The sequence below is a fragment of the Hydrocarboniphaga effusa AP103 genome (assembly GCF_000271305.1).
Classification (GTDB): Bacteria; Pseudomonadota; Gammaproteobacteria; order Nevskiales; family Nevskiaceae; genus Hydrocarboniphaga; species Hydrocarboniphaga effusa.
Genome location: NZ_AKGD01000002.1, coordinates 237,790 through 258,299, shown reverse-complemented (window position 1 = coordinate 258,299; position 20,510 = coordinate 237,790). Strand labels below are relative to the sequence as shown.

Sequence of the window (20,510 nt, the reverse complement as noted above, 5' to 3'; positions counted from 1 at the left end):
CCGACCTCTCCGACCGAGAAATCAGCGTCAATACTGCTAAGCAAAAGGCATCCCAGAATCGTCGAGTGATTAACTGCTGCCATTTGTACAGCGACTCAACGACATCTGATTGAGCTGCTATGCCTGCAGGATACTGACGCCCTTGGGCAAAATGCCCCCTAGCATGATCGCGACTCAGCTGCGACCTATCGGGTAGTGACTGAAGCCCTCGCGCCTCATCATCGCTGGATCGTAAAGATTACGGCCGTCGACCACGACCGGATTATTGAGCAGTTTCTTGAGCCGGGCGAAGTTCGGCGAGTGAAAAACGCGCCATTCGGTGACGATGGCCAAGGCATCTGCACCATCACAGGCTGCCTCCGGCGAGCTGACCAGTTCCAAGTCCGCATGCTTACCGTCACGGCTCTCGGTACGCTCTGCATACAGGCGCGCACATTCGTGCTGTGCAACCGGGTCATACGCCTTGATCTTGCCGCCGGCCGCCCAGACCGCTTCCATCAGGTCGCGGCTCGGAGCCTCTCGCATGTCGTCGGTGTTGGGCTTGAAGGCCAGCCCCCACAGGGCGATGGTCTTGCCCTTCAAGTCGCCAAAGTGCTTTTCGAGCTTGCTGTAGACCAGCGTCTTCTGGCGGGCGTTTACCGCCTCCACCGACTTAAGCAGTTTGGCGTCGAAGTCCACCGCGCCAGCTGTATGAACGAGCGCTTTTACGTCCTTAGGGAAGCAGCTGCCACCGTAGCCGCAACCCGGATAGATGAAGTGATAGCCGATGCGCGGATCGGCACCGATGCCCACGCGCACCTTTTCCACATCGGCGCCCAAGGCTTCCGCAAGATTCGCGATCTCGTTCATGAAGCTGATCTTGGTGGCCAGCATGGCGTTGGCCGCGTACTTGGTGAGCTCCGAACTGCGCACGTTCATGACGATGACTTTGTCATGGTTGCGGTTGAATGGGGCGTAGAGCGCTTCCATGGCCAATGTAGCTCTGTTTGAGCTAGTGCCCACAATGATGCGATCGGGCTTGTTGAAATCAGCTACCGCAGCGCCTTCCTTAAGGAATTCCGGGTTGCTCACCACGTCGAATTCCAACGCTACACCACGAACCTTGAGTTCATTAGTGATTGCGTCTTCCACCATGTCCGCAGTGCCGACCGGCACCGTGGATTTGCTAATCACGACCCGATAATCGTCCATGTACTGGCCGATGGACTTGGCCACCGCGAGCACATACTTCATGTCGGCGGAACCGTCTTCGTTCGGCGGGGTGCCGACGGCGATGAATTGGTAAAGGCCATGTGCGACACCTTCGGCAGCCTCGGTGGTGAAGCGCATACGTCCTGCATCGAGATTGCGCTGAAGCAGCGCTTCGAGGCCTGGTTCGTAAATAGGGCATTCGCCGTTGCGCAGGCGCTCTACTTTGGCAGGGTCGATGTCCACGCAGAGCACATCGTTGCCGGCGTCGGCGAAACAGGCGGCGGTCACGAGGCCTACGTAGCCGGAGCCGAAGATGGTGATGTTCATGGCTGGCTTTGGGGTTGGTTAGGGTTTGCGGCTTGAATACGGCCTTGGAGGAATGGACAGGCTGACGCTCCTTCGCCCGGAGCGTTGCACCACCCTCTCCCGCGTGCGGGAGAGGGGGATAACCCATCCGCAAGTTTATAAAAACTGTGTGAAGTTTATCGGATGAACCTTTTGTGGCATGTCCGGGAAGTCAAATGCAGCGATCAGGCGCCTTGCCCTTCCGGCCCACGCAAAAGGCCTTTGCATTGGCGATGGGAAACGTCACCGGCGCATCGCCGCTGCTTTCGGTGACCAAATACAACGTGTTCGGCGACTGCAGCAACAACTTCCCGTGTACGACGTCCTTGGAATCTTTAGCGTGAACCGTGATAGGGCTCAAGCCGCCCGCACCGTAGGATGCCAGTCCCAATCCGACCCATTGAGCTGCCTGCGAACTGCAGCTGGCCGGCAGGTAGACCGCGAGCACGGTAACCGCCAGCAGCGAGAAAAACCCGTACTTGGCTTGGCACATGGTCGTGATCGCCGCATGCACCGCCAGAACAGCGGTGATACCACACATGAAGATCACCCGGGAAACATCGGGTCCGTTATAGACCGCCATAAAAACGATGCACCAGGCGATCAAGCCAAGCACGCTAAAGGCCAGCCACAGTGGCCAGCCCACCGACTTTTTCTTGAGCGCCGCAAAGCCCAAAAAAGGCAACCCGTAGAGGCCCGCAGCCGTGATAGCAGCTGACAGCAGCGCTGTAACGATGAAGAGCTTCATGCCGAATACACCCTGGCTGATGAAGTCGTACGAGAAGAAGCCATGCTCGGCCATGTAGAACACAAACATCATCGTGGCAAACAACGGCGTTATGACGAATATGGACAGTCCAATGCTCAATACACGCCACCAAGCCTCGGCTGGCAGATCTTTGACCCAGCCCCATGCTTTGGCGATGCGGCCGTGTTGGCCGCCCTGTTCCGTACTCGTATCCCTTTGCACCATTTTCACTCCCCTGTTGCGCCGGTCGAAGGTATTAGCCACGGGACGCAAGCCCCGGATGGCGCATGCAAGACGAGTCGCGGCTGGGCTTCGTTCAAATCGATTATTTGTTGTAGGACCCTCACCGCCGGCGAGCGCCGTAGGCTCGCCACGATGGCGGACAAGCTGATCGGCTTCGAAGACAAGGCCAAGGTCTACATGAACAGCAACCCGGAGTTCATGCCGGGCTTTTTGCCGCTTTCGGAGGTGACCAATGACCGCGAGCTGCGCGGGCCGATGTCGATGATCTTCACTGCGGTCTCGGCGCTGACGTATACGCTGGACGACACGTATCTGAAGCTCAACAGCGAGATCCACAAGGGCAATCTCGCCTACTACAACACCGTCAGGGAAGCCGCCAGCGGCGGGCTTCCGGGTGCGAAGGCCATCTACGAGGATACGCAGAAGCATTTCCCGGGAGCGCCGACCAAGGCCCAGCGTAAACTCAAGGCCGCGGAGGCAGCTGAAGAGGCAGCCGCAGGACGGTGAAGCCTTCGCCCGTTCCGGAAGGCTCTGAGTACGCTGATGGTGGGCTGAGGGGCGACAGTCGTCGCGACGGGTGCGCCAGAGGCATACAACATTCTCAGTAAGTGGAAGGCGGGTTTCCAGAACCCGCCTTCCACTCAAAATGAAGCCAGCACGTTCAAGCGCCAGGCGTGCGTGCTTCAAAATCACTCGGCTACCGACTTATTTTGGAGCAGCGCCCGTCATCAACACCTAGCTTGGGCTGTCCAACACCGGTCGACGGCTCTTTCTAACGCCTATTGGCGTGTTTGGACCGGAACGAAGGCTGAAAAAGACTCCTGTTTCTGTTTCCGGCAGTCGAGTTTGGTTGTTGAAAAGCCGGTAACTTGGCCGGCATCACGGTAAAGCAGCGTCGATGCCGATAATGGCCAGAACACTGCCCTCGGTCACCGGCACGCTCACCGCGTATAGCGCGAGAAGAACCCGAACAGGATGGCGCTGGCGTCGATGTCGGTGCTGGTGGTTCCAATGACGGGAACCGGCAGGTATTGCCATCCACCCGGCCACGCATGGCCGCCGCCGTTGACGGTGTAGCGGATCACGTCCTTGCCCGATGCGCAGGCCTGGTGCACGGTCTGGCGCACGGTGGTTCCATCGGCAGTGCTGTTGGGCAGGTCGGTCACGATGGCGGCGGAACTCACGCAGCCGTTACGCGCGGCCCAGAAAGCCAGCGTGGCATCTGCCGAGCGGATGTTGCCGATGCCGCCATACGGCACGATGGGGTCCGTGGTGCCGACGATCAGGGTGATGGGCCGGGGCGCACCGCCGGCGCAGTTCGATTGCACGCCCGTGCGCAACGCCGCCGAAACGACGCCCACGGCGGCGATGCGATCGGAGAGCTCGCAGGCCAGCCTCTGGCTCATGAATCCCCCGTTGGAAAGCCCCGCGGCGTAGACACGATCGGCATCGAGTTGGTAGCCGGCGACCGCAATGTCGATGACGCGGGAGATGAAGCCGACATCGTCCTTGGACGGGTCCGAGCTGGAAGGATCGTCGTCCCAGACTCCGTTGACGGCCGAGGGCAAGAAGACCCACGTGCCGCTGCTGGCGACCAAGGGCGCAATCTCGGCGAGGTTTGCCTGGTTCTGCGGCGTGCCGCCGTTGCCATGCAGCATGACCACCACGGGCGCGCGGTTCGTTGCGGGCTCGGGGCGAACCACGATGATGCTGCGTGAAACGCCGTTGTGGACGAGCGTGAGGTCAAAGGCCGCGGTCCCCGGAGTCAGTTCCAGGGTACGGCCCTGTACTCGGATCACCGTCCGCTGGAGCCAGCGCGGCGCGACCTGGGTGGCTCCCACCAGGACCCCGGCCAATGGATCGGTGACCGTGCCCACTAGATTTGAGACGCCGTTGACAGCGGCTCCGTAGAGCTCCGTCAATACATTGCTGGCATAGGCGGTACTGGCCGTAACGAAAAGACTGCCGCACAGGCACAGTGCGCCTACATAGTGCTTCCCTTTCATTGTTATCTCCTCTCACGCGATCGCGGTCTGGATTAGCCGCGTGGTGAGAGCCTTTGCCTGCGAAATTAATTGCGGCTGAATGAAAGATGGACGCTACGTTTGATGAGCCGAGCTTTCATATTGAAAGCCCCCAGCGGACGCTCTAATCTGCGCTGGAGGCAAATCGGCTGGAAGCGCTCCCGGTTATTACCGATCCAGGGCTTTTCGGTTGATGTGCCGGAGCATTTTCCGGGGGGAGTCATGCTCGTTCATGTCGGTTGGCTACGCCAGCATGCGTATGTCGGGCGGTTCGCGCCTCGTCTTGCTGTTCGATTGACACATCAGCCCATCTTTTTTGCGTTCTGCCGAGTCCAGGCACGGCGGCGCGCGGGCATGAGTCGTTCGACGGTTGGACGACGATTTGGCTGATCCCCTTTTCCTCTGCCCACAAAAACCAAGAACTGTCGGGGAACCCACATGAAAGAACTGGCGCGCCGTACCCTCGGTGCATTGAGCTTGCTCGCCTCGGTATCCGCCGCGCATGCCGAAAGCGCGTTGATAGGCGGAGCAGGCATCTCGGAGTTTCGTATCGCCGAAGACGTCGAGAAAAGCTTCACCTACAACCTGCAGTTCATTTACACCACGATCTGGGGCGGCCAGAACAGCGGCGGCATGTGGTTCGGCGGCTTGGGCTTCAGCCAATACGATGGGCCGGGCCGTGTGGCGGGCAAAAGCGAGAGCTTCGGGGTCTTCGATTTCTCCGGTAACACGGGCGTGGGCTGGCGCATCGGTCCGGCGGCCCTGATGCTGATTGTCGAAGGCCGCTATCCCACTTACGCCAACAACGAGAACGAGAGCGGGTCCGGCTCGTACGTCGCCATGGGCGGAGGTCTGCGCCTGCGCCTCGGTCCGGCCGGGTCTTTCCTGGCGCCGCTGTATGCACAGGGCAGCTATCTGTTGGGCTCGGCTTCGGTCAACGAACTCGCCGCGCCGGGGGTGAAGGCGCCCAAGAAGAATTACGACATCGACGATCTCAAGGTTCGTCTGGGGTATGGCTTCGCCAAAAGCTGGACGCTCTTCGTCGAAGGACGCCGCACCCATTACGACGCGGCCAATTCGACGCCGACGGCGGAGCCGCGCCGCATCGAAAGCGTCACACTCAATCTCGGCCGCTACTTCTGATCGGCGGCTTTCTCGTGCGGATGGGGCGCCCACACGGCTTCTCGCGCGCAGGCTTGCCGGCCCTGCTTGCCTCTGCGTTGCTGCTGCTCGCGCAACCGCTGGCAGCGGCGGCAACGCCGCCGTACCTCGAACCTTCCAAGCCTTTCCGAACCTACTTTTCGTCTTCCCCGGACAAGTCGGAGTGCGACAGCCTCAAGCAGGAGTGGGACGCTTATTGGGACGAGCTGCGTGCGCGGCATCAGCCCTGCCTGGATGCCCATTCCGAAGGGGGCTCCAGCCGGCAGGAAGGCGGAGGCAGCTGTTCGTACGCGGCCTGCGAGCCCTATCACGACGTGGGCAGCAAGGATGTGGAGGCGCGCACCGCGATCAGGGCCTGCTATACGGCGGCGGACGAGAAGGAGCGAGCCGAACGGGACGCCGTAGCCCAGGATGCCGAAAACGAGCGTCTGCTGAAAAAGCAGGCCGAAGAAAACGCACGCCGCATCGAGCAAGCGGCGCTTGACGAGGAGCAGCGGCAGAAAAAGAGGGACGCCGACCAAGAGCAACGCGATCGCGTAGCCGAACAGAAGCGAATCGATGACGAGCGGCGCGCACGCGAAGAAAAGAAGCGCTACATGGAGAACCAGCAAAAATCCGCGGACCGTCGCGACAAGGCTCTCGACGACTACTGGAAGCAGGTGCAGGAAGACGCCCAGGTGAGCGAGGCCCGCTACAAGGATTTCGACCGCAAGACCGAGCAGCTGGAGCAGAACAAGGCCGCCTCCGAAGAGCGCAAGAGCGGGCTGATCGCCGATGCGCGCCGCTTGGTGGAAAGCCGCTTCGGGGTGCCCGCGCCGGCTCCATCGCGTTCCGGCGGGCCGAGGTCGGCCGCTGAGCTGGAGTCTCAGCTCGACACGATCGGCGTCATCGGTGACCGCTATTACTCGGCCAGGGGCCAGGCCAATTTCGCGAGCATTCCCATGGCGCTGGTCAAGGACATCACGCGCGTCACTTTTCAGAACGTGATGGCCATCGAACACGTTATCGATGATTTCAACCGCACCGGCAGCGCCTCGGCCGAGCCTCTCGACCGTGCGCTGGGCGCTTACGGCGAAGTCTTCAGTGTTGAGAACCTGCTTCGGCGCACCGTTGCCGACAACGTCGTCAGCAACACGCTGCAGGCCAACGACACCCTGGAGTTCTTGCCCAGCACCTGGACCGTGGCGATCGAAAGCGTCGGGCAGGACGACATCGTCGAGATGGTGCAGCCTCCGGCGTCGGACCTCTACGACAAGCTGGCCGAAACCTGGTTGTGGCCGCGATGAGAGCACTACTGCTCGCAACCGCCGCCTGGCTGTTCACGCTCTGCGCCCAAGCCGCACCGCGCTGCGAGCTGCGGCAGGTGCTGCGCCTGAACGCCTCGGACGAGGTGACCGTGTGCGGAGCCGAAGTGCGCCTGCGCAATGGAAAGAGCCAGCGCTCGCTCAAGTTCGCGGCGGGCGTCGATCAGGTGTTCCTGTTGCCGGAGCATCTCGGGTTCGGAATCCGCCGGGGGGAACAGCTGAGCCTGCTGCGAGGCCAGGATATCGTCCCGCTGTCCACCATGAGCGGCCTGCGCCAGCTGCTGCCATTGGCCGATCGGAGCGTCGTTGCACTGATTGCGCAGCCGGGCGGATCCAAGCTGCTGTACCTCAAGAGCGCCAGCAACGCAGCCGAACTCTGGAAAAGCCCTCGCACGCTGCTCGACGCGGCGAGAACCGGCGAGACCACGGTTGCGGTTCTATCGAACGATGGCCTGGTGGAAATGATCGAGCTTCGCACCGCCAAGCCGTTCAAGACTTTCGTCGTCGCGTCGGGCACCGAGCGCATTTTCGCCGACATCGAAAAGCGCTCGCTGGTCGCCGTGCAGCGCAAGGCCCGGCTGCTGCAACGCTGTGATCTGGCTGGCGGGCGCTGCGCCAAACCCGAGCGCTTCGACGAACTGGGCTTCGTCGTCGATGCCGCGGGCAAGACTTATCTGGAATAGCCATGCCGAATCCGCGCTTCGCTGCGCTACTGGTCACGATGATGTTGGTCGCTCCGTCGGCGCAGGCTCAGAGCGAGTACGAGCCGGTCACGATCAAGGGCGGACAATTGCAGAACCTCACCGAGCTGCCGCAGGTGGTGATGTTCGAGCGCAAGGGAGAGCGCAGCTCGATCACGCTCAAACCGGGGGCTAGCCGATCGATCGGCGGCGGCGTGGTGCGAATCAAGCGGGTGATTCCTGCGGCACTGGGCATGGAGGCCCCGCAAAAGAGCCGCTGTGCACCGCTTTCCCTGGCTGATCGCGTGCAGATCTACAGCCCCTACAAAAAGTCGAACCAGGCGATTGCCAGCGCCGTCGACGAGGCCGCCGTTCTTATCGACAGCTCGCGCAGCGACATGGACGAGATCGCCAAGCAGGCTTACCAGCTTCGCGAATCCGACCCCGATCTCGGAGCCCAGCTCGACTCGCTCGACACCAGGATGAGTTACGTCGGCGACATGCGGTATGCCGAGCTCATGGACCATGACGGATCGGCGTCCGAATACGATCGCTTGCGCGCCGAGGGTGACGCACTGGCGAAGAAGCGGCGTGCACTCGTCGAGGACGCCCAGATTCGGAACACCTCGCAATGGCTTTCCGACCGGGCGTCGAACAGTTCGGAGGCCACTGCGGAAAAAGAGCGTTTGTTCGCCCGCCAGGCCAACGAACTCGCCAAGCGCCAGCGGCAGTACGAACAGCTGCTGGACTCCTACGTTTCGGAGCTGTCTGCCGTCGACAAGCAGTTCGTCGCCGAACGTGCGTTCCGAAAGGAGCTGAGCCGCACGCTGGCGGACGAAGATCTGTTCTGGTCGCGGCCCATAGCCGGCATCAGCGGCAGGCTTGCCTGCGGCGACAGCCCCTTCGCCGATCGCCTGCTGGTCACGCTTCGCGACGGCGACACCATCGCACCTCGATACCTGCGCGGCACGATCGCTTTCGATTCCCGGGAATCACTGGACCTGGTGCTGGTCCCCATCACCGAACAGACCGGCAGCTTCGCCTCGGACTTCTATTGGCCGGCCAAGGCAAAAAAAGCCGTGGTTTCGATCGGCGACGCCACCTTCCCCCTGAGCCGCAAACATGCCTTTACCGACGTGATCGACGACGTGAAAAGCGACCTCACCGCGGTGAAACGGGCAAAGCAGAAAGCCCGGCACAATAGCGAGGGAGGCTTATCACAGGACTCTGGCGTATTCGGGTTCTGATGACTGGATCGCTCGGAGCGGCTCTTGCGAGTAGCAATGTCAGGGGAATGATGGCGTCGGTTCGGCTTGGAGAATGAGCGCTTCTTTCAGGCCTCCCTCTCCCGGTCCTTCGGACCACCCTCTCCCTGGTGGCCTGGGACGGAATCGAACCGCCGACACAAGGATTTTCAATCCTCTGCTCTACCGACTGAGCTACCGGGCCGGGGGAGAGAGGGTTAGGCCGGAGAATGAGCGCTTCTCTCGAACCGCCCCTCTCCCGGTCCTTCGGACCACCCTCTCCCACAAGTGGGAGAGGGGACAAACCCCGCGAGAAAAGGAGGAAAAAAGGCCCTTTTAAATTGCCGCCGTCCCCACTGCAGCGCCGCTCGGCTGAAAGCCGGATCACATGAAGTGCTAGCCTTACGCTTTGTTAGTGGATATTCACTGTTCGACCAAATGACCTTACTCGTAACCGGCACTGCCGGTTTTATCGGCTCCTGCGTACTCCGCCAACTGATCGCGGAAACACAGGAGACCATCATCAGCATCGATGCGCTCACCTACGCGGGCAATCCACTCTCCTTTGGCGATGCGGCCAAGTCTCCCCGGCATCATTTCGAGCATGCGGATATTCGCGATGAGCCTCGTATGCAGGCCATCTTCGAGCGTTATCAGCCCCGCGCGATCCTGCATCTGGCGGCCGAAAGCCATGTGGACCGCTCCATTCACGGCCCGGCGGAATTCGTCAGCACCAATGTCATTGGCACACTGACGCTGCTGCAGGTTGCGCTCGATTACTGGCGCAAGCTGCCGGAGCCCCGCAAGAGCGCGTTCCGGTTTCAGCATATTTCCACGGACGAGGTCTTCGGCTCGCTATCGCCCAGCGATCCGGCTTTCGAAGAAACCACGGCGTATGCGCCCAACTCGCCGTATTCGGCGAGCAAGGCCGGCTCCGATCACCTGGTTCGCGCCTGGCACCATACCTATGGCCTGCCGACGCTGATGACCAACTGCTCGAACAACTACGGGCCGTATCACTTCCCCGAGAAGCTGATCCCGCTGATGATCCTCAACGCGCTCGATGGCAAGCCCCTGCCCGTCTACGGCGATGGGCTCAACGTGCGCGATTGGCTGTATGTCGAAGATCACGCCCGCGCCCTGCGCCTGGTACTCGAGCGCGGCACGCCGGGCGAAACCTACAACGTCGGCGGCGCTGCGGAGCGCGCGAACATCGAGGTGGTGAACACGCTTTGCTCGATTCTCGATGAGCTGCATCCGCAGGGCGCTCCGCACGAGCGGCTGATCACGTATGTGAAGGATCGCCCTGGCCATGACCGGCGCTATGCGATCAATTTCTCCAAGCTCGAAAGCGAGCTTGGCTGGCGCCCGCAGGAGAGTTTCGAGACCGGGCTGCGCAAGACCGTGCGGTGGTACCTGGATAATCCGGATTGGGTGGCGTCGGTTCGCAGTGGCGACTATCGCCACTGGCTCGAAAAGAACTACGAAAAGCGGGATGCTTGAGTCATGAAGGGAATCATTCTGGCCGGAGGATCCGGCACCCGGCTTTATCCGCTGACCATGGCAGTGAGCAAGCAGCTGCTGCCGATCTACGACAAGCCGATGATCTATTACCCGCTCAGCACTTTGCTGCTGGCGGGCATACGCGAAATTCTGATCATCTCCACTCCGCAGGACACGCCGCGCTTCCAGCAATTGCTCGGCAATGGTCAGCATTGGGGCATTTTGCTCGACTATGCGGTGCAGCCTTCGCCCGAGGGACTGGCGCAGGCATTCGTCATCGGCGAATCGTTCTTGAACGGCGCGCCGAGCGCGCTCGTTCTCGGTGACAACCTCTTTTTCGGCCACGACCTGGGCGATCGCCTGGAGCGCGCTGCGCAGAAGAAGTCGGGCGCGACGGTGTTCGCGTATCCGGTGAGCGATCCGGAGCGCTATGGCGTGGTGGAATTCGATGCGGCCGGAAAGGCGCTCAGCATCGTCGAGAAGCCCGCCAAGCCCAAGAGCCGCTATGCCGTCACCGGGCTGTACTTCTACGACGACCGTGTCGTGGAGCTGGCCAAAAGCATCAAGCCTTCGGCGCGCGGCGAATACGAGATCACCGATCTGAACAATCTTTACCTCCAGCGGGGCGAGCTCGAAGTGGAACTGCTGGGCCGCGGCGACGCCTGGCTCGACACCGGCACGCACGATTCGCTGCTGGACGCAGGGCAGTTCGTGCAGACGATCGAAAAGCGCCAGGGCTTGAAGATGTGCTGCCCCGAGGAGATCGCCTGGCGCCAGGGCTGGATCGACGATGCCAAGCTGGAAGCCCTGGCGAAGCCGCTGGCCAAGAGCGGTTACGGCAAGCATTTGCTGAGCTTGTTGCAGGATCGGGTGTATTGAGTGGGATATTGGGTTGAATAGCAGTCACCCTTCCCGGGCAGCCCCTCTCTCCCCTCGCTAGCGCGAGGGACTCTCTCCCGCAAGCGGGAGAGAGGACAAGCAGGCGACGGGCTTGTGTCGATGTTCCTCTCTCCCGCTTGCGGGAGAGAGTCCCGCGTAGCGGGGAGAGAGGGTCGGGTTGGAAAATGAGCGCTTCTATCAGGCCTCCCCTCTCCCGGTCCTTCGGACCACCCTCTCCCACAAGTGGGAGAGGGGACAAACGATCAATGAGATATGCCGATGAACTTCATCCCCACCGCCCTTCCGGACGTCTTCATCATCGAACCGCGCGTCTTCGGCGATGCGCGTGGATTCTTTTTCGAAAGCTTCAACCAGAACGCTTTTCGCGAAGGCACCGGCGTGACGATGGATTTCGTGCAGGACAATCACTCGCGCTCATCGCGCGGCGTGTTGCGCGGTATTCATTACCAAATGGTGCAGCCGCAGGGAAAGCTGGTTCGCGTTTCGGCCGGCGAAGTCTTCGACGTGGCTGTGGACCTGCGTAAGAGCAGCCCTCACTTCGGCCAATGGGCCGGCGCGATTCTCTCTGCCGAGAACAAGCGGCAGTTCTGGGTTCCGCCGGGTTTCGGCCATGGGTTCGTGGTGCTCAGCGAGTCGGCGGATTTTCTCTACAAGACCACCGATTTCTACGCACCGGAGCACGAGCGCGCCATCGCCTGGAACGATCCGGAGCTGGCGATCGACTGGCGCCTGCCCGAAGGGCTCACGCCCTCGCTGTCGGCCAAGGATGCCGCCGCCCCGCTGTTCAAGGACGCGGAGTTCTACGCCTGATGCGCATCCTCGTCACCGGCAAGGACGGCCAGGTCGGCTGGGAGCTTCGCCGCACGCTCGCGGTGCTCGGCGATGTGATCGCGGTGGATCGCACGCAGCTCGATCTTTCGAACCCCGAGCAAGCCGCCGGCGTAGTGCGGGCGCTCAAGCCGCAGGTGATCGTCAACGCCGCGGCCTACACCGCCGTGGACAAGGCCGAATCCGAAGAGCCGCTGGCCCGCACCATCAACGCACTGACGCCCGGTGCGATGGCGCAAGAGGCAGCGAAACTCGGCGCTTTGTTCGTGCACTACTCCACCGACTACGTATTCGACGGCGAGGCCACGCAGCCGTATCGCGAGAGCGATGCCGTTGCCCCCGTTTCGGCTTATGGCCGCACCAAGGAAGAAGGCGAGCGCCTGATTCGCGAAAGCGGAGCCCACCATCTCATCCTGCGCACGGCCTGGGTTTACGGCGTGCGCGGCAAGAACTTTCTGCTGACCATGCTGCGCCTGGCCAGGGAGCGCGATCGCCTTCGCGTAGTGGGCGACCAGGTCGGCAGCCCCACCTGGAGCCGGCTGATCGCCGAGGCCAGCGCCGCGCTGGTGCAGAAGACGGCCAAAAGCCCGGTCGCCGAAACGCTGAACCTGACCTCGCAGGGCCAGACGTCCTGGCATGGCTTTGCGTCCGTCATCGTGGCGCGCGGTGCAGAACTCGGGCTGTGCCCGAACGTTCCGGTCGACGCCATCGGCACGGCCGACTACCCCACGCCGGCGCATCGCCCGGCGTATTCGGTTCTGTCGAACGAAAAGCTCGGCTCGACATTCGGAGTTGCGCTGCCGGACTGGAAGACGGCGCTGGAACTTTGTCTGGGGGATTTGAAGGTTTAGGCAGCTGCTGACGTCGTAGCCGTTCCTCTCTCCCGCTTGCGGGAGAGAGTCCCGCGTAGCGGGGAGAGAGGGGTAGCCCTAAAGGGGCGTGCACTCTCCAGCCATCCCCTGCCAAGGCGTGCCGCAGCTACCGAGTGCTGCCACGCCGCCTCAATACCGTTGCGCCCGATGCCAGCGCCACGCCGATTCGACGATCTCTTGCAGGCTGTGCGTCTTCGGTGCCCAGCCCAGCACCGCGCGGGCACGGCTCGCATCGGCGACGAGGACCGGCGGATCGCCAGGGCGGCGCGCGCAGATTTCGGTTTCTACCTTGCGGCCAATGATTTCCTGCGCCGCGTTGAGCACTTCGAGCACCGAGAAGCCCTGCCCGTTGCCGAGGTTGTAGAGCTGGTAGTCCGGCAGGTCGGTTCTCGAAAGCGCCTGCGCGGCGAGCAAATGCGCTTCGCATAGATCGGTGACGTGGATGAAGTCGCGCACGGCGTAGCCATCGCGCGTGTCGTAGTCGTTGCCGAACAGCTTCACCCTCGGCTGCTCGGCTCCAGCCGCGGCCGCGGCCCGCAGGATGCTCGGGATCAAATGGGTTTCGGGCACGTGCGATTCGCCGATCTCGCCGGATTCGTCGGCGCCCGCGGCATTGAAGTAGCGCAGCACCACCGCGCGCAATCCGTAGGCCCGGCAATGATCGTGGATCATGTGCTCGGCGAACAGCTTGCTCCAGCCGTAGGGGTTGATCGGCGCGGTGGGATGATCTTCTTCGATGCGCCGCTTGATCGGCACGCCGTATACCGCCGCTGTCGACGAGAACATGAGCCGGCTCACGTCATGACGGCGCATGCTGTCGAGCAGGTTCAACACGCCGAACGCGTTGTTGTGGTGGTAGAGCATCGGCTCGGCCATCGACTCGGCCACCATCGAGCGGGCCGCGAAGTGCATGACCAGGTCGGGCCGGTAATCGGCCAATGCGCGGTCGATGTCGGCGGGCGCGAGCAGATCACCGCGATAAAGCCTGTAGCCTTCGATGGCTTCGGCGTGGCCGGTGGAAAAGTTGTCCATCACGGCCACTTGATGGCCGGCTCGCGACAGCATGCGCACCATGTGGCTGCCGATGTATCCCGCACCGCCTACGACCAGAGCTTTCACGGGCCGCCCTTTTCTTGAACCGCGGCGAACCGGCGCGGCAGTCTACGGAAGGTTTTCCATTGGATGCCGAAGGGCGTCGCACGAAGCAAAGCCCCTCTCTCCCCTCGCTCGCACGAGGGACTCTCTCCCGCAGTCGGGAGAGAGGAACGGCTAAGACCCATCGGCTAGTTCCCCGTATCGAGCTCCGCGAAACCCTTCACCAGATCATCCACCGCCTTCATCTGCGCGAGGAACGGCTCGAGCTTTGAGAGCGGCAACGCGCTCGGGCCGTCGCATTTGGCCTGGTCCGGGTTCGGGTGCGCTTCGATGAACAGGCCGGCGATGCCGACCGCCAAACCGGCGCGGGCGAGCTCGGCGACCTGCGAGCGGCGGCCGCCGGATGCAGCGCCGAGCGGATCGCGCGTCTGCAGCGCGTGCGTGGCGTCGAAGATCACCGGCTTGCCGCCGGAGACCTGCTTCATGACACCGAAGCCCAGCATGTCGACCACCAGATTGTCGTAGCCGAGCAGCGTGCCGCGCTCGCACAGGATCACGTTCTCGTTGCCCACTTCCCTGAACTTGGCGACCACGTTCGCGGTTTGCGAGGGGCTCAAGAACTGCGGCTTCTTGACGTTGATCGGCTTGCCGGTCTTTGCGAGCGCCACCACGAGATCGGTCTGGCGCGCGAGAAAGGCAGGCAGCTGCAGCACGTCGATGACTTCGGCGGCCGGAGCCACCTGATCGATCTCGTGCACATCGGTGATGACGGGCACATTGAAGGTCTTCTTGATCTCTTCGAAGACCTTGAGCCCTTCCTGCAGGCCCGGGCCGCGGAACGAGTGGATAGACGAGCGATTCGCCTTGTCGAACGAGGCTTTGAAGATGTACGGAATGCCGAGCTTTTGCGTGACCTTCACGTAGTGCTCGCAGGCCTGCATGGCGAGGTCGCGGCTCTCGATCACGTTGATGCCGCCAAACAGCACGAAGGGCTGGTCGTTCGCGACCTGGATTCCGTTGACGACGACGCTCACTGGACACACTCCTGAAATGCGGCGGGCCTGATCGGCCACGTATCGGGCGCAGTTTACGCAGTGAGCGCGTGGCCTGCCTTATTGCTTTTAATCTGCAAGCGGCCCCGAGCACGGATGAGCGCCGCGCAGTTCGCATGGACGCCGGCCGAGTAAAAGCTGCCTTTTTAAATGGGGAGAAACGGAACCGCTTGGATACCGGCCGCCTTTCATAATCGGCGGACCTTTTCAAGCCCGGAATCGCATTGCACGATTCCGGGACACCGCTATTGCCTCAGCAAAGACTACTTCACCAAAAAGCTTTCACGATTGGCGCCTGAGGCTTCCGCATCGGCCAGCCATTTCGGGGTGCGGCCGCGACCGGACCAGGTATCGCTGCCATTGCGATATTTGACCGCCACCTTGGAACCCGAACCGCCGGTCTTTTTGGTCGCACGCGCAGCACCCAGGTCGGCGAGCGTAATGCCGAAGGTTTCCATCTTATCTTTGATATCAGCGATTACCGTGCTGATTTCCGTCTTGCGCAGCTCTTCGGCCTGCTTGGTCAAGGACTCGATCTGCTTGAGGAGATCGTTATAAGTCGTCATGTTTCACTCCGATGAAAAATAAAAGCGCGGTGATTATAAACACGGAATAATATTTATCAAATAAATCCTCACATCTTTTCGCCAGGTAAATACGGCCCTGTTGGAAATTATTTCACCCCCGATCGAATGCAGCGGCGTTGGCACGACCCGCCGTCATGCCCGCGCCACTGCACTGTCAAACAGTCGCAAACATCCCGGTGCATAAAATGCAATGTCTGGCATCGATAATGCGTGTTACTTCGGTGGCTGCTGCTCCATGGGTGACCGGGCCCGGCACGCAGATGATTTCCGGATCGCGATTGAAAGGCGCAAGTGCAATGAATCTTCGGTATCTGGACCCTGTCACCAACGAACCCCGCTTCAAACGCCGCTTCATCTGGGCTTTCTGGGGTTTCGTGGCAGGCATGGCCGTTGGAATCCTGGCCGTAGAGGTGCTGTTCTGATCTGATTTTTCCGCGGCTCTGCAACAGAGCGCGCCGGCGGTCTCCGGAGGCCGCACGTTTTCGGTGACATTGCACTGATGGGTGGCTCACCGTTCAGTCGGTTCGACGCCCGGGGCCTGCCGTCCATCGGCGGTCCAGTCGCCAGGCGCCCTTACGGGCTTCCCCTGGTGCTGCGAAATACGATAGGGTTCAACGCGTTGGCCTGCATGTTGCAGCCCGCTGATCGCCTGTCGCCCCCGCACCGAGAGCATCGCGCTTATGAGCGAAACCACCGCGCGTCTTTCGCGTGATCAACTGCAGTCGCTGATCTATTACCGCAACGGCTACACGCTCGCCAAGCTTGCGCTGTTCGTGGCGATCATGGCGGCCCTGAGCTGGCTCTCCTGGCGCGCCGAAGGCAATCCGTGGATCGAGTGGGCCTGCTACCTCGGCCTGGGCTACATGTGGATGAGCCTCGTCACCTTCATGCACGAGGCCACGCACTACACCCTGTTCCCCAAGAAGTGGCAGAACTGGCTCTACGGCGTGGTCAGCATGCTGCCGGTGATGATCACCTTCGTGGCCTTCAAGGAAGACCACATGGAGCATCACAAGTACAACCGCTCCTACCGCGACCCCGACTCGTTCACGATGGGCAAGCGCGGCTTTCTGGACTTTCTGACCTACTACGCCTATATCGCGATCAGCATCGTGCTGACGATGATCCACTTCACGATCATTTATCCGATCAAGGCGTTCACGCCCAAGCTATGGGCGATCCACCTCGGCGAGATCGCGCTCAAGCTGCTGTGCTACTGGGCGCTGATCAGCTGGGCCCGGCACGCCGGCCTGATCGAGGACGTGCTCGAGGTCTGGCTCTGGCCGATCGCGGCATTTTCGCTGTTCAACTCGATGCGCTTCATCGTGGAGCACTACGAGACCCCGTGGGACCAGGGCAAGCTCGCCGGCACGCGCACGCTGACGTCCAACCCGGTGCACAGCTTCTTCTGGAACAACATCAACTATCACGCCGGGCATCACCTGTATCCGAAGGTGCCCTACTTCAATCTCCAGAAACTCTACGAGATGGTGAAACCCGACATCGCAGCCTGCGGCGGCGTGGTCGACAAGAGCTACGTGGCGGTGTTCGCCAAGGCGGTGGTTCGCGGGCCGGAGAGCGAGGCGCGCTGCGAGAAGTTCTTGAAAGAACGCAGCGAGAAGCGCGGGGCTGCTTCCGCTTCGGCTTCGGTTTACCCGGCGGCGCCGGCGGTGTTGAGCCCGATTCCGGGGCAGTTGGCGGCGGGTGGCGAGGGGTAAGGAGTACTGACTGGAGAATGGGCCCGCTCCGCTCCGACGGCGCTCCCTCACCCGGCCCTATCGGACCACCCTCTCCCGGCTACGACTCCACAGAGACGCCGTTACTGCGGCCTCAGCCCTAAGAAGCCTTCTTCTTCGTCGCCCCACTCGTCGCGTCGATCTTGCCGGTGGCGATCGCTTCGGCGCGCTTGACCGAGAGCTCGGTCAGCGACAGCGCCACCTCCACTTCCTTGAGCATCGAAGCCCGGTAGTCCGCGATCGCGGCCTTGCCCGCTGGCGTCGTCGCCTTGGCGCCCTCGCCCGTCGCGGCGATCTGGTTTTGCCCGCGGTCGACCAGCGGGGCTCGGGTCTTGATCCAGTCCGCGAACAGCGTGTTCCAGAGCTTGAGCTCCTGTTCGGACAAGGTCTGCTTCTTCTGCTGCCACGGCAGGTTGGCGGCGGCGATGGCCTGGTCCTGGCACGGGTCCGGGCAGGGCTTGGTGTTGTCGAGGATGGTCTTGAGCTGCTGGCCCATGGCAGCCTGGATCCAGCGCGTGCGCTTGGCCATGGCGGCTGCGGGCTCGTTCTTGTCCGAGTTCGAGGCCAGGTAGGCGCTGTAGCCGACGACGGCGCCCTGCACTTCCGGCGCATCGCCCGAGACCGCCGGCGGCGGCGTGCCCGCTGTGGGCGCGTTGCCGCCGGCCAGCGTGGCGATGGCGGCGCGCTCGGCTTCGATCGCCTGCTTGATGCGGGTGTATTCGGGGGCGACGATCTGCCCGTCCTTGATCCAAGACAGTGCAGTGGCCGGGTCGGCCGGAGGCGTCGGCACGCTTTTGAGCAGCTCGCTGTATGAAGCGGCCTGGGCGTCGAGACCGACGAGTCCGAGGATAGCGGCAAAAATGGGGCTGAAACGGTGCATGCGAACGTCCCTGTGTAGGCTGAAAAACCCGGTACACGGAGCAAGTCGCATGCCGCGATCTGACGATCGGCTCATGCCGTCGACCGGCCTCGTGGGGCGGGGCGTGACGCCACCGTTCGCGCGTCCGGGAAGAACGGCGAAACGGCGGGCCACGCCCGCCCCTGCGAGGCCGGGCCGCTCAAAGAGAAGCCGGGCGAGCCCGGCTAAAAACTCAAAAGCCCGAAGAAAGAGAGGTTTCTCCGGAAAGTTGATCGGACCCGCGATCGAACTTCCGATCAGAGCCGATCAGAACGAATAGCCGACGTGCGCTTCGAGATAGTCGCGGTCGGACAGCAGGTTCTGGTCGCCGCCGCCCATGTAGACCACGTAGCCGACATCGCCGGTCCAGGCCTGGTGATAGGTCCAGCCCATCGACAGCGCCACTTGCTTGCGGCCCTTGACGAAGTTGCCCATCGGCGTCGGCGTGTAGCCCGAAACGTCGTGATCGAAGCGGATGGTCGGGTCCAGACCCACCGCGCCGATCGCGTTGTTGTACGAGAGCCGGGCGAGCAGCTTGTAACCCCAGGACATCGTCGTGGCGTAGCTGTTGGATTCGGATGGCAGGTCTTCGCGCGTGCCGTCCGTCCTGAACTTGCCGCGGCCGACGAGGAAGCCCGCGCGGGCCGGGCCATCGGAAGCCGCCAGTCCCGGCAGGAAGGTGCCCGGCGCGTCGTAGCGCAGCTCGCTGGTCGACGGCAGATCGTGGATGTAGTCGTAAGCCACTTCGGCGACGACGATGGTCTGGTCGTTGCGCAGCCACTTGGCCGGGCCGAAGACGCGCGAGAGCGAGAAGTCGAACTGCGAGACGTTGTGACGGCGCCAGCCCTTGATGTACTGCTGGCCCGAAGCGCCGCCGAGCGTGGGCTCGATCTGGCTCGGCACGCCGAGGCCCGTCAGCAGGATCTCGACGTCGTCGATCTGCAGCGGCTGGCCGTCCTTGTAGCTGTACTCGCCCTGCAGCGCGAGGCCCCACGGCAAGGTCGAGCTGAACGACATGCCGTACATGCGGATGTCTTCGGGGTACTCGATGAAGTAGTCGCTGCCGAACGGACGCAGCGGCTCGCTGCCCGAGTGGCCGCTGATGAGCGGCAGTCGGCTGTGATAGTTGGCGGCGTACAGCGCGAAGTCGATGCCGTTGAACTGCGGAATGAAGAAGCGCAGCGCGGCGCCGTACTGGCCGCCGTTTTCGGGCTTGCGGTCATCGATGCGCGGAATGCTGCTGCCGATGTCGTTCTCGCCTGGAATGCCGAACGAGATGTTCGCGCGGTTGCCGCCGATGCCGACGAAATCGTTGATCGAGAACGGGCTGCCGGACGCATCCGGGTCGGTGCGGCGCCATTCGAACTGGTAGAAGGCTTCGACGCTCACGTTCTCGATCAGGTCGAGCCCCGCGAACACCATGCCGGCCGGCTTGAGCGCTTCGGCGATGTCGTAGCCCGGCACGCGCAGCTGGTTCTGGTCGGCCGCGACGAGGCTGTTGAGGCCGTTCTGCACGAGCGTGGATTCGCCCCAGTTGAGCACCTGGCGACCGATCTTGTAGGTCAGCGTGCGCCCCGCGATGGAGTTGCTGCCGTAGACATAGGCATCGAGCAGATCGGCATCGTTGCCGAGGCGATCGCGCACGGCGTCGGTGCGCTGCTGGTACTCGTAGGCCGGCGCTTCCTTGCCGGGCTGGCCGTAGTTGGCCTGGTTGAAATAGCGCTTGTTGTTGAGCGTGTCGTTGTACAGGTAGCTGCCGCGCACGAACACGCCGTAGTTGCCGTAGCTCAGCGTGGCATCGCTGGTGAGCTTGATGGCGGAGGCGATCGCATCGCCCTTGTCGAAGGCCAGGTTGCCGTCGTCGTTGTTGGTCGAATACGCGTTGCCGCCGTTGCTGATGCCGATGTTGTCCTTGTCCTGTTTCTGCATGCGCCAGGCGCCGCCGACGGTGAGCTTGCTGTCGACGCGCAGCGAGACATCGTCGTTTTCCCAGCTCAGTGCGCTGGCGGAAAAAGGCAGGCAACCGAAGGCGGCGGCAGCGAGCGCGATGGCGCTCTTGCGTGAGTGATGAGTGCGAGTCATGGAGAGCTCCTGAATAC

General features: G+C 62.3%; 19 protein-coding genes and 1 tRNA gene. 11 read left to right on the top strand and 9 right to left on the bottom strand.

The features are described from left to right. Window positions 1-174: 174 nt before the first annotated feature. Together WQQ_RS12600 and WQQ_RS12595 are read right to left on the bottom strand one after the other, a co-directional pair. Window positions 175-1,518, bottom strand: a complete 1,344-nt coding sequence (locus tag WQQ_RS12600) for a UDP-glucose dehydrogenase family protein (RefSeq protein ID WP_007185576.1) — start codon at window positions 1,516-1,518, stop codon at window positions 175-177. A 190-nt stretch (window positions 1,519-1,708) separates the two neighbouring features. Next, the gene (locus WQQ_RS12595) at window positions 1,709-2,548 is read right to left on the bottom strand and encodes a hypothetical protein (protein WP_157534676.1); all 840 of its coding nucleotides are present in this window, start codon (window positions 2,546-2,548) and stop codon (window positions 1,709-1,711) included. A gap of 111 nt (window positions 2,549-2,659) precedes the next feature. Here WQQ_RS12595 and WQQ_RS12590 point away from each other — a divergent pair, with 111 nt between their 5' ends. Beyond that, window positions 2,660-3,034 (top strand): hypothetical protein, encoded by a 375-nt coding sequence (locus WQQ_RS12590; protein ID WP_007185574.1) that lies wholly within the window; start codon window positions 2,660-2,662, stop codon window positions 3,032-3,034. Between the two features lie 434 nt (window positions 3,035-3,468). Here the strand turns inward: WQQ_RS12590 and WQQ_RS12585 are convergent, their stop codons facing one another. Further along, window positions 3,469-4,533: a CE1 family esterase gene (locus WQQ_RS12585; protein WP_083844537.1), complete on the bottom strand. Its 1,065-nt coding sequence runs from the start codon at window positions 4,531-4,533 to the stop codon at window positions 3,469-3,471. 456 nt (window positions 4,534-4,989) lie between these two features. Here WQQ_RS12585 and WQQ_RS12580 point away from each other — a divergent pair, with 456 nt between their 5' ends. From WQQ_RS12580 to WQQ_RS12565, 4 genes are read left to right on the top strand one after another with little or no spacing between them, the layout of a single operon-like run. Then, window positions 4,990-5,694, top strand: coding sequence for a hypothetical protein (locus WQQ_RS12580; RefSeq protein WP_007185572.1), 705 nt, complete (start codon window positions 4,990-4,992; stop codon window positions 5,692-5,694). A 53-nt stretch (window positions 5,695-5,747) separates the two neighbouring features. Continuing rightward, window positions 5,748-6,998 (top strand): hypothetical protein, encoded by a 1,251-nt coding sequence (locus tag WQQ_RS12575; RefSeq protein ID WP_157534675.1) that lies wholly within the window; start codon window positions 5,748-5,750, stop codon window positions 6,996-6,998. Continuing rightward, a complete protein-coding gene (locus WQQ_RS12570) occupies window positions 6,995-7,699 on the top strand; it encodes a hypothetical protein (protein ID WP_157534674.1) in 705 nt (234 codons plus the stop codon). The genes WQQ_RS12575 and WQQ_RS12570 overlap by 4 nt, the downstream gene beginning before the upstream one ends. A gap of 2 nt (window positions 7,700-7,701) precedes the next feature. Further along, window positions 7,702-8,943 (top strand): hypothetical protein, encoded by a 1,242-nt coding sequence (locus tag WQQ_RS12565; RefSeq protein ID WP_007185568.1) that lies wholly within the window; start codon window positions 7,702-7,704, stop codon window positions 8,941-8,943. A 126-nt stretch (window positions 8,944-9,069) separates the two neighbouring features. Here the strand turns inward: WQQ_RS12565 and WQQ_RS12560 are convergent. Further along, window positions 9,070-9,145 (bottom strand) — tRNA-Phe (locus tag WQQ_RS12560). A gap of 233 nt (window positions 9,146-9,378) precedes the next feature. Here WQQ_RS12560 and rfbB point away from each other — a divergent pair. The 4 genes from rfbB (at window position 9,379) to rfbD (ending at window position 13,022) form a co-directional block, all read left to right on the top strand. Beyond that, on the top strand, window positions 9,379-10,443 hold the full coding sequence (gene rfbB, locus WQQ_RS12555) for a dTDP-glucose 4,6-dehydratase (protein WP_007185567.1): 1,065 nt from the start codon (window positions 9,379-9,381) through the stop codon (window positions 10,441-10,443). A 3-nt stretch (window positions 10,444-10,446) separates the two neighbouring features. Further along, entirely contained in the window at window positions 10,447-11,322 is an 876-nt protein-coding gene (gene rfbA, locus WQQ_RS12550; RefSeq protein ID WP_007185566.1) for a glucose-1-phosphate thymidylyltransferase RfbA, read from the top strand. 279 nt (window positions 11,323-11,601) lie between these two features. Next, window positions 11,602-12,153 carry a dTDP-4-dehydrorhamnose 3,5-epimerase gene (rfbC, locus tag WQQ_RS12545; RefSeq protein WP_007185565.1) on the top strand — a complete coding sequence of 184 codons (552 nt, stop codon included), beginning with the start codon at window positions 11,602-11,604 and terminating at the stop codon, window positions 12,151-12,153. After that, a complete protein-coding gene (gene rfbD, locus WQQ_RS12540; protein ID WP_007185564.1) occupies window positions 12,153-13,022 on the top strand; it encodes a dTDP-4-dehydrorhamnose reductase in 870 nt (289 codons plus the stop codon). The genes rfbC and rfbD overlap by 1 nt, the downstream gene beginning before the upstream one ends. A 150-nt stretch (window positions 13,023-13,172) precedes the next feature. Here rfbD and galE read toward each other — a convergent pair whose 3' ends face one another. The 3 genes from galE to WQQ_RS12525 form a co-directional block, all read right to left on the bottom strand. Continuing rightward, window positions 13,173-14,162 carry a UDP-glucose 4-epimerase GalE gene (gene galE, locus WQQ_RS12535; protein ID WP_007185563.1) on the bottom strand — a complete coding sequence of 330 codons (990 nt, stop codon included), beginning with the start codon at window positions 14,160-14,162 and terminating at the stop codon, window positions 13,173-13,175. A 164-nt stretch (window positions 14,163-14,326) separates the two neighbouring features. Then, window positions 14,327-15,181: a 3-deoxy-8-phosphooctulonate synthase gene (gene kdsA / locus WQQ_RS12530; protein ID WP_040454090.1), complete on the bottom strand. Its 855-nt coding sequence runs from the start codon at window positions 15,179-15,181 to the stop codon at window positions 14,327-14,329. 272 nt (window positions 15,182-15,453) lie between these two features. Continuing rightward, entirely contained in the window at window positions 15,454-15,756 is a 303-nt protein-coding gene (locus WQQ_RS12525) for an H-NS histone family protein (RefSeq protein ID WP_040454088.1), read from the bottom strand. Between the two features lie 155 nt (window positions 15,757-15,911). On the opposite strand from WQQ_RS12525, the gene WQQ_RS24340 reads away from it, so the two are divergent. After that, window positions 15,912-16,199 carry a hypothetical protein gene (locus WQQ_RS24340; RefSeq protein ID WP_157534673.1) on the top strand — a complete coding sequence of 96 codons (288 nt, stop codon included), beginning with the start codon at window positions 15,912-15,914 and terminating at the stop codon, window positions 16,197-16,199. A 258-nt stretch (window positions 16,200-16,457) separates the two neighbouring features. Next, on the top strand, window positions 16,458-17,495 hold the full coding sequence (locus tag WQQ_RS12520; RefSeq protein ID WP_007185559.1) for a fatty acid desaturase family protein: 1,038 nt from the start codon (window positions 16,458-16,460) through the stop codon (window positions 17,493-17,495). Between the two features lie 118 nt (window positions 17,496-17,613). Here WQQ_RS12520 and WQQ_RS12515 read toward each other — a convergent pair whose 3' ends face one another. Beyond that, window positions 17,614-18,393, bottom strand: coding sequence for a hypothetical protein (locus WQQ_RS12515; protein ID WP_007185558.1), 780 nt, complete (start codon window positions 18,391-18,393; stop codon window positions 17,614-17,616). A 285-nt stretch (window positions 18,394-18,678) separates the two neighbouring features. After that, window positions 18,679-20,493, bottom strand: a complete 1,815-nt coding sequence (locus WQQ_RS12510; protein ID WP_040454374.1) for a DUF1302 domain-containing protein — start codon at window positions 20,491-20,493, stop codon at window positions 18,679-18,681. Window positions 20,494-20,510 lie beyond the last annotated feature (17 nt).

What these genes read in the sequence shown, in the direction of transcription:
- WQQ_RS24340 (WP_157534673.1), top strand. Translation starts at nt 15,912, where the DNA reads ATGCCCGCGCCACTGCACTGTCAAACAGTCGCAAACATCCCGGTGCAT.
- WQQ_RS12585 (WP_083844537.1), bottom strand. Translation starts at nt 4,533, where the DNA reads ATGAAAGGGAAGCACTATGTAGGCGCACTGTGCCTGTGCGGCAGTCTT.
- WQQ_RS12510 (WP_040454374.1), bottom strand. Translation starts at nt 20,493, where the DNA reads ATGACTCGCACTCATCACTCACGCAAGAGCGCCATCGCGCTCGCTGCC.
- rfbC (WP_007185565.1), top strand. Translation starts at nt 11,602, where the DNA reads ATGAACTTCATCCCCACCGCCCTTCCGGACGTCTTCATCATCGAACCG.
- WQQ_RS12570 (WP_157534674.1), top strand. Translation starts at nt 6,995, where the DNA reads ATGAGAGCACTACTGCTCGCAACCGCCGCCTGGCTGTTCACGCTCTGC.
- WQQ_RS12580 (WP_007185572.1), top strand. Translation starts at nt 4,990, where the DNA reads ATGAAAGAACTGGCGCGCCGTACCCTCGGTGCATTGAGCTTGCTCGCC.
- WQQ_RS12590 (WP_007185574.1), top strand. Translation starts at nt 2,660, where the DNA reads ATGGCGGACAAGCTGATCGGCTTCGAAGACAAGGCCAAGGTCTACATG.
- rfbB (WP_007185567.1), top strand. Translation starts at nt 9,379, where the DNA reads ATGACCTTACTCGTAACCGGCACTGCCGGTTTTATCGGCTCCTGCGTA.
- WQQ_RS12565 (WP_007185568.1), top strand. Translation starts at nt 7,702, where the DNA reads ATGCCGAATCCGCGCTTCGCTGCGCTACTGGTCACGATGATGTTGGTC.
- WQQ_RS12515 (WP_007185558.1), bottom strand. Translation starts at nt 18,393, where the DNA reads ATGCACCGTTTCAGCCCCATTTTTGCCGCTATCCTCGGACTCGTCGGT.
- WQQ_RS12600 (WP_007185576.1), bottom strand. Translation starts at nt 1,518, where the DNA reads ATGAACATCACCATCTTCGGCTCCGGCTACGTAGGCCTCGTGACCGCC.
- rfbD (WP_007185564.1), top strand. Translation starts at nt 12,153, where the DNA reads ATGCGCATCCTCGTCACCGGCAAGGACGGCCAGGTCGGCTGGGAGCTT.
- rfbA (WP_007185566.1), top strand. Translation starts at nt 10,447, where the DNA reads ATGAAGGGAATCATTCTGGCCGGAGGATCCGGCACCCGGCTTTATCCG.
- WQQ_RS12520 (WP_007185559.1), top strand. Translation starts at nt 16,458, where the DNA reads ATGAGCGAAACCACCGCGCGTCTTTCGCGTGATCAACTGCAGTCGCTG.
- WQQ_RS12525 (WP_040454088.1), bottom strand. Translation starts at nt 15,756, where the DNA reads ATGACGACTTATAACGATCTCCTCAAGCAGATCGAGTCCTTGACCAAG.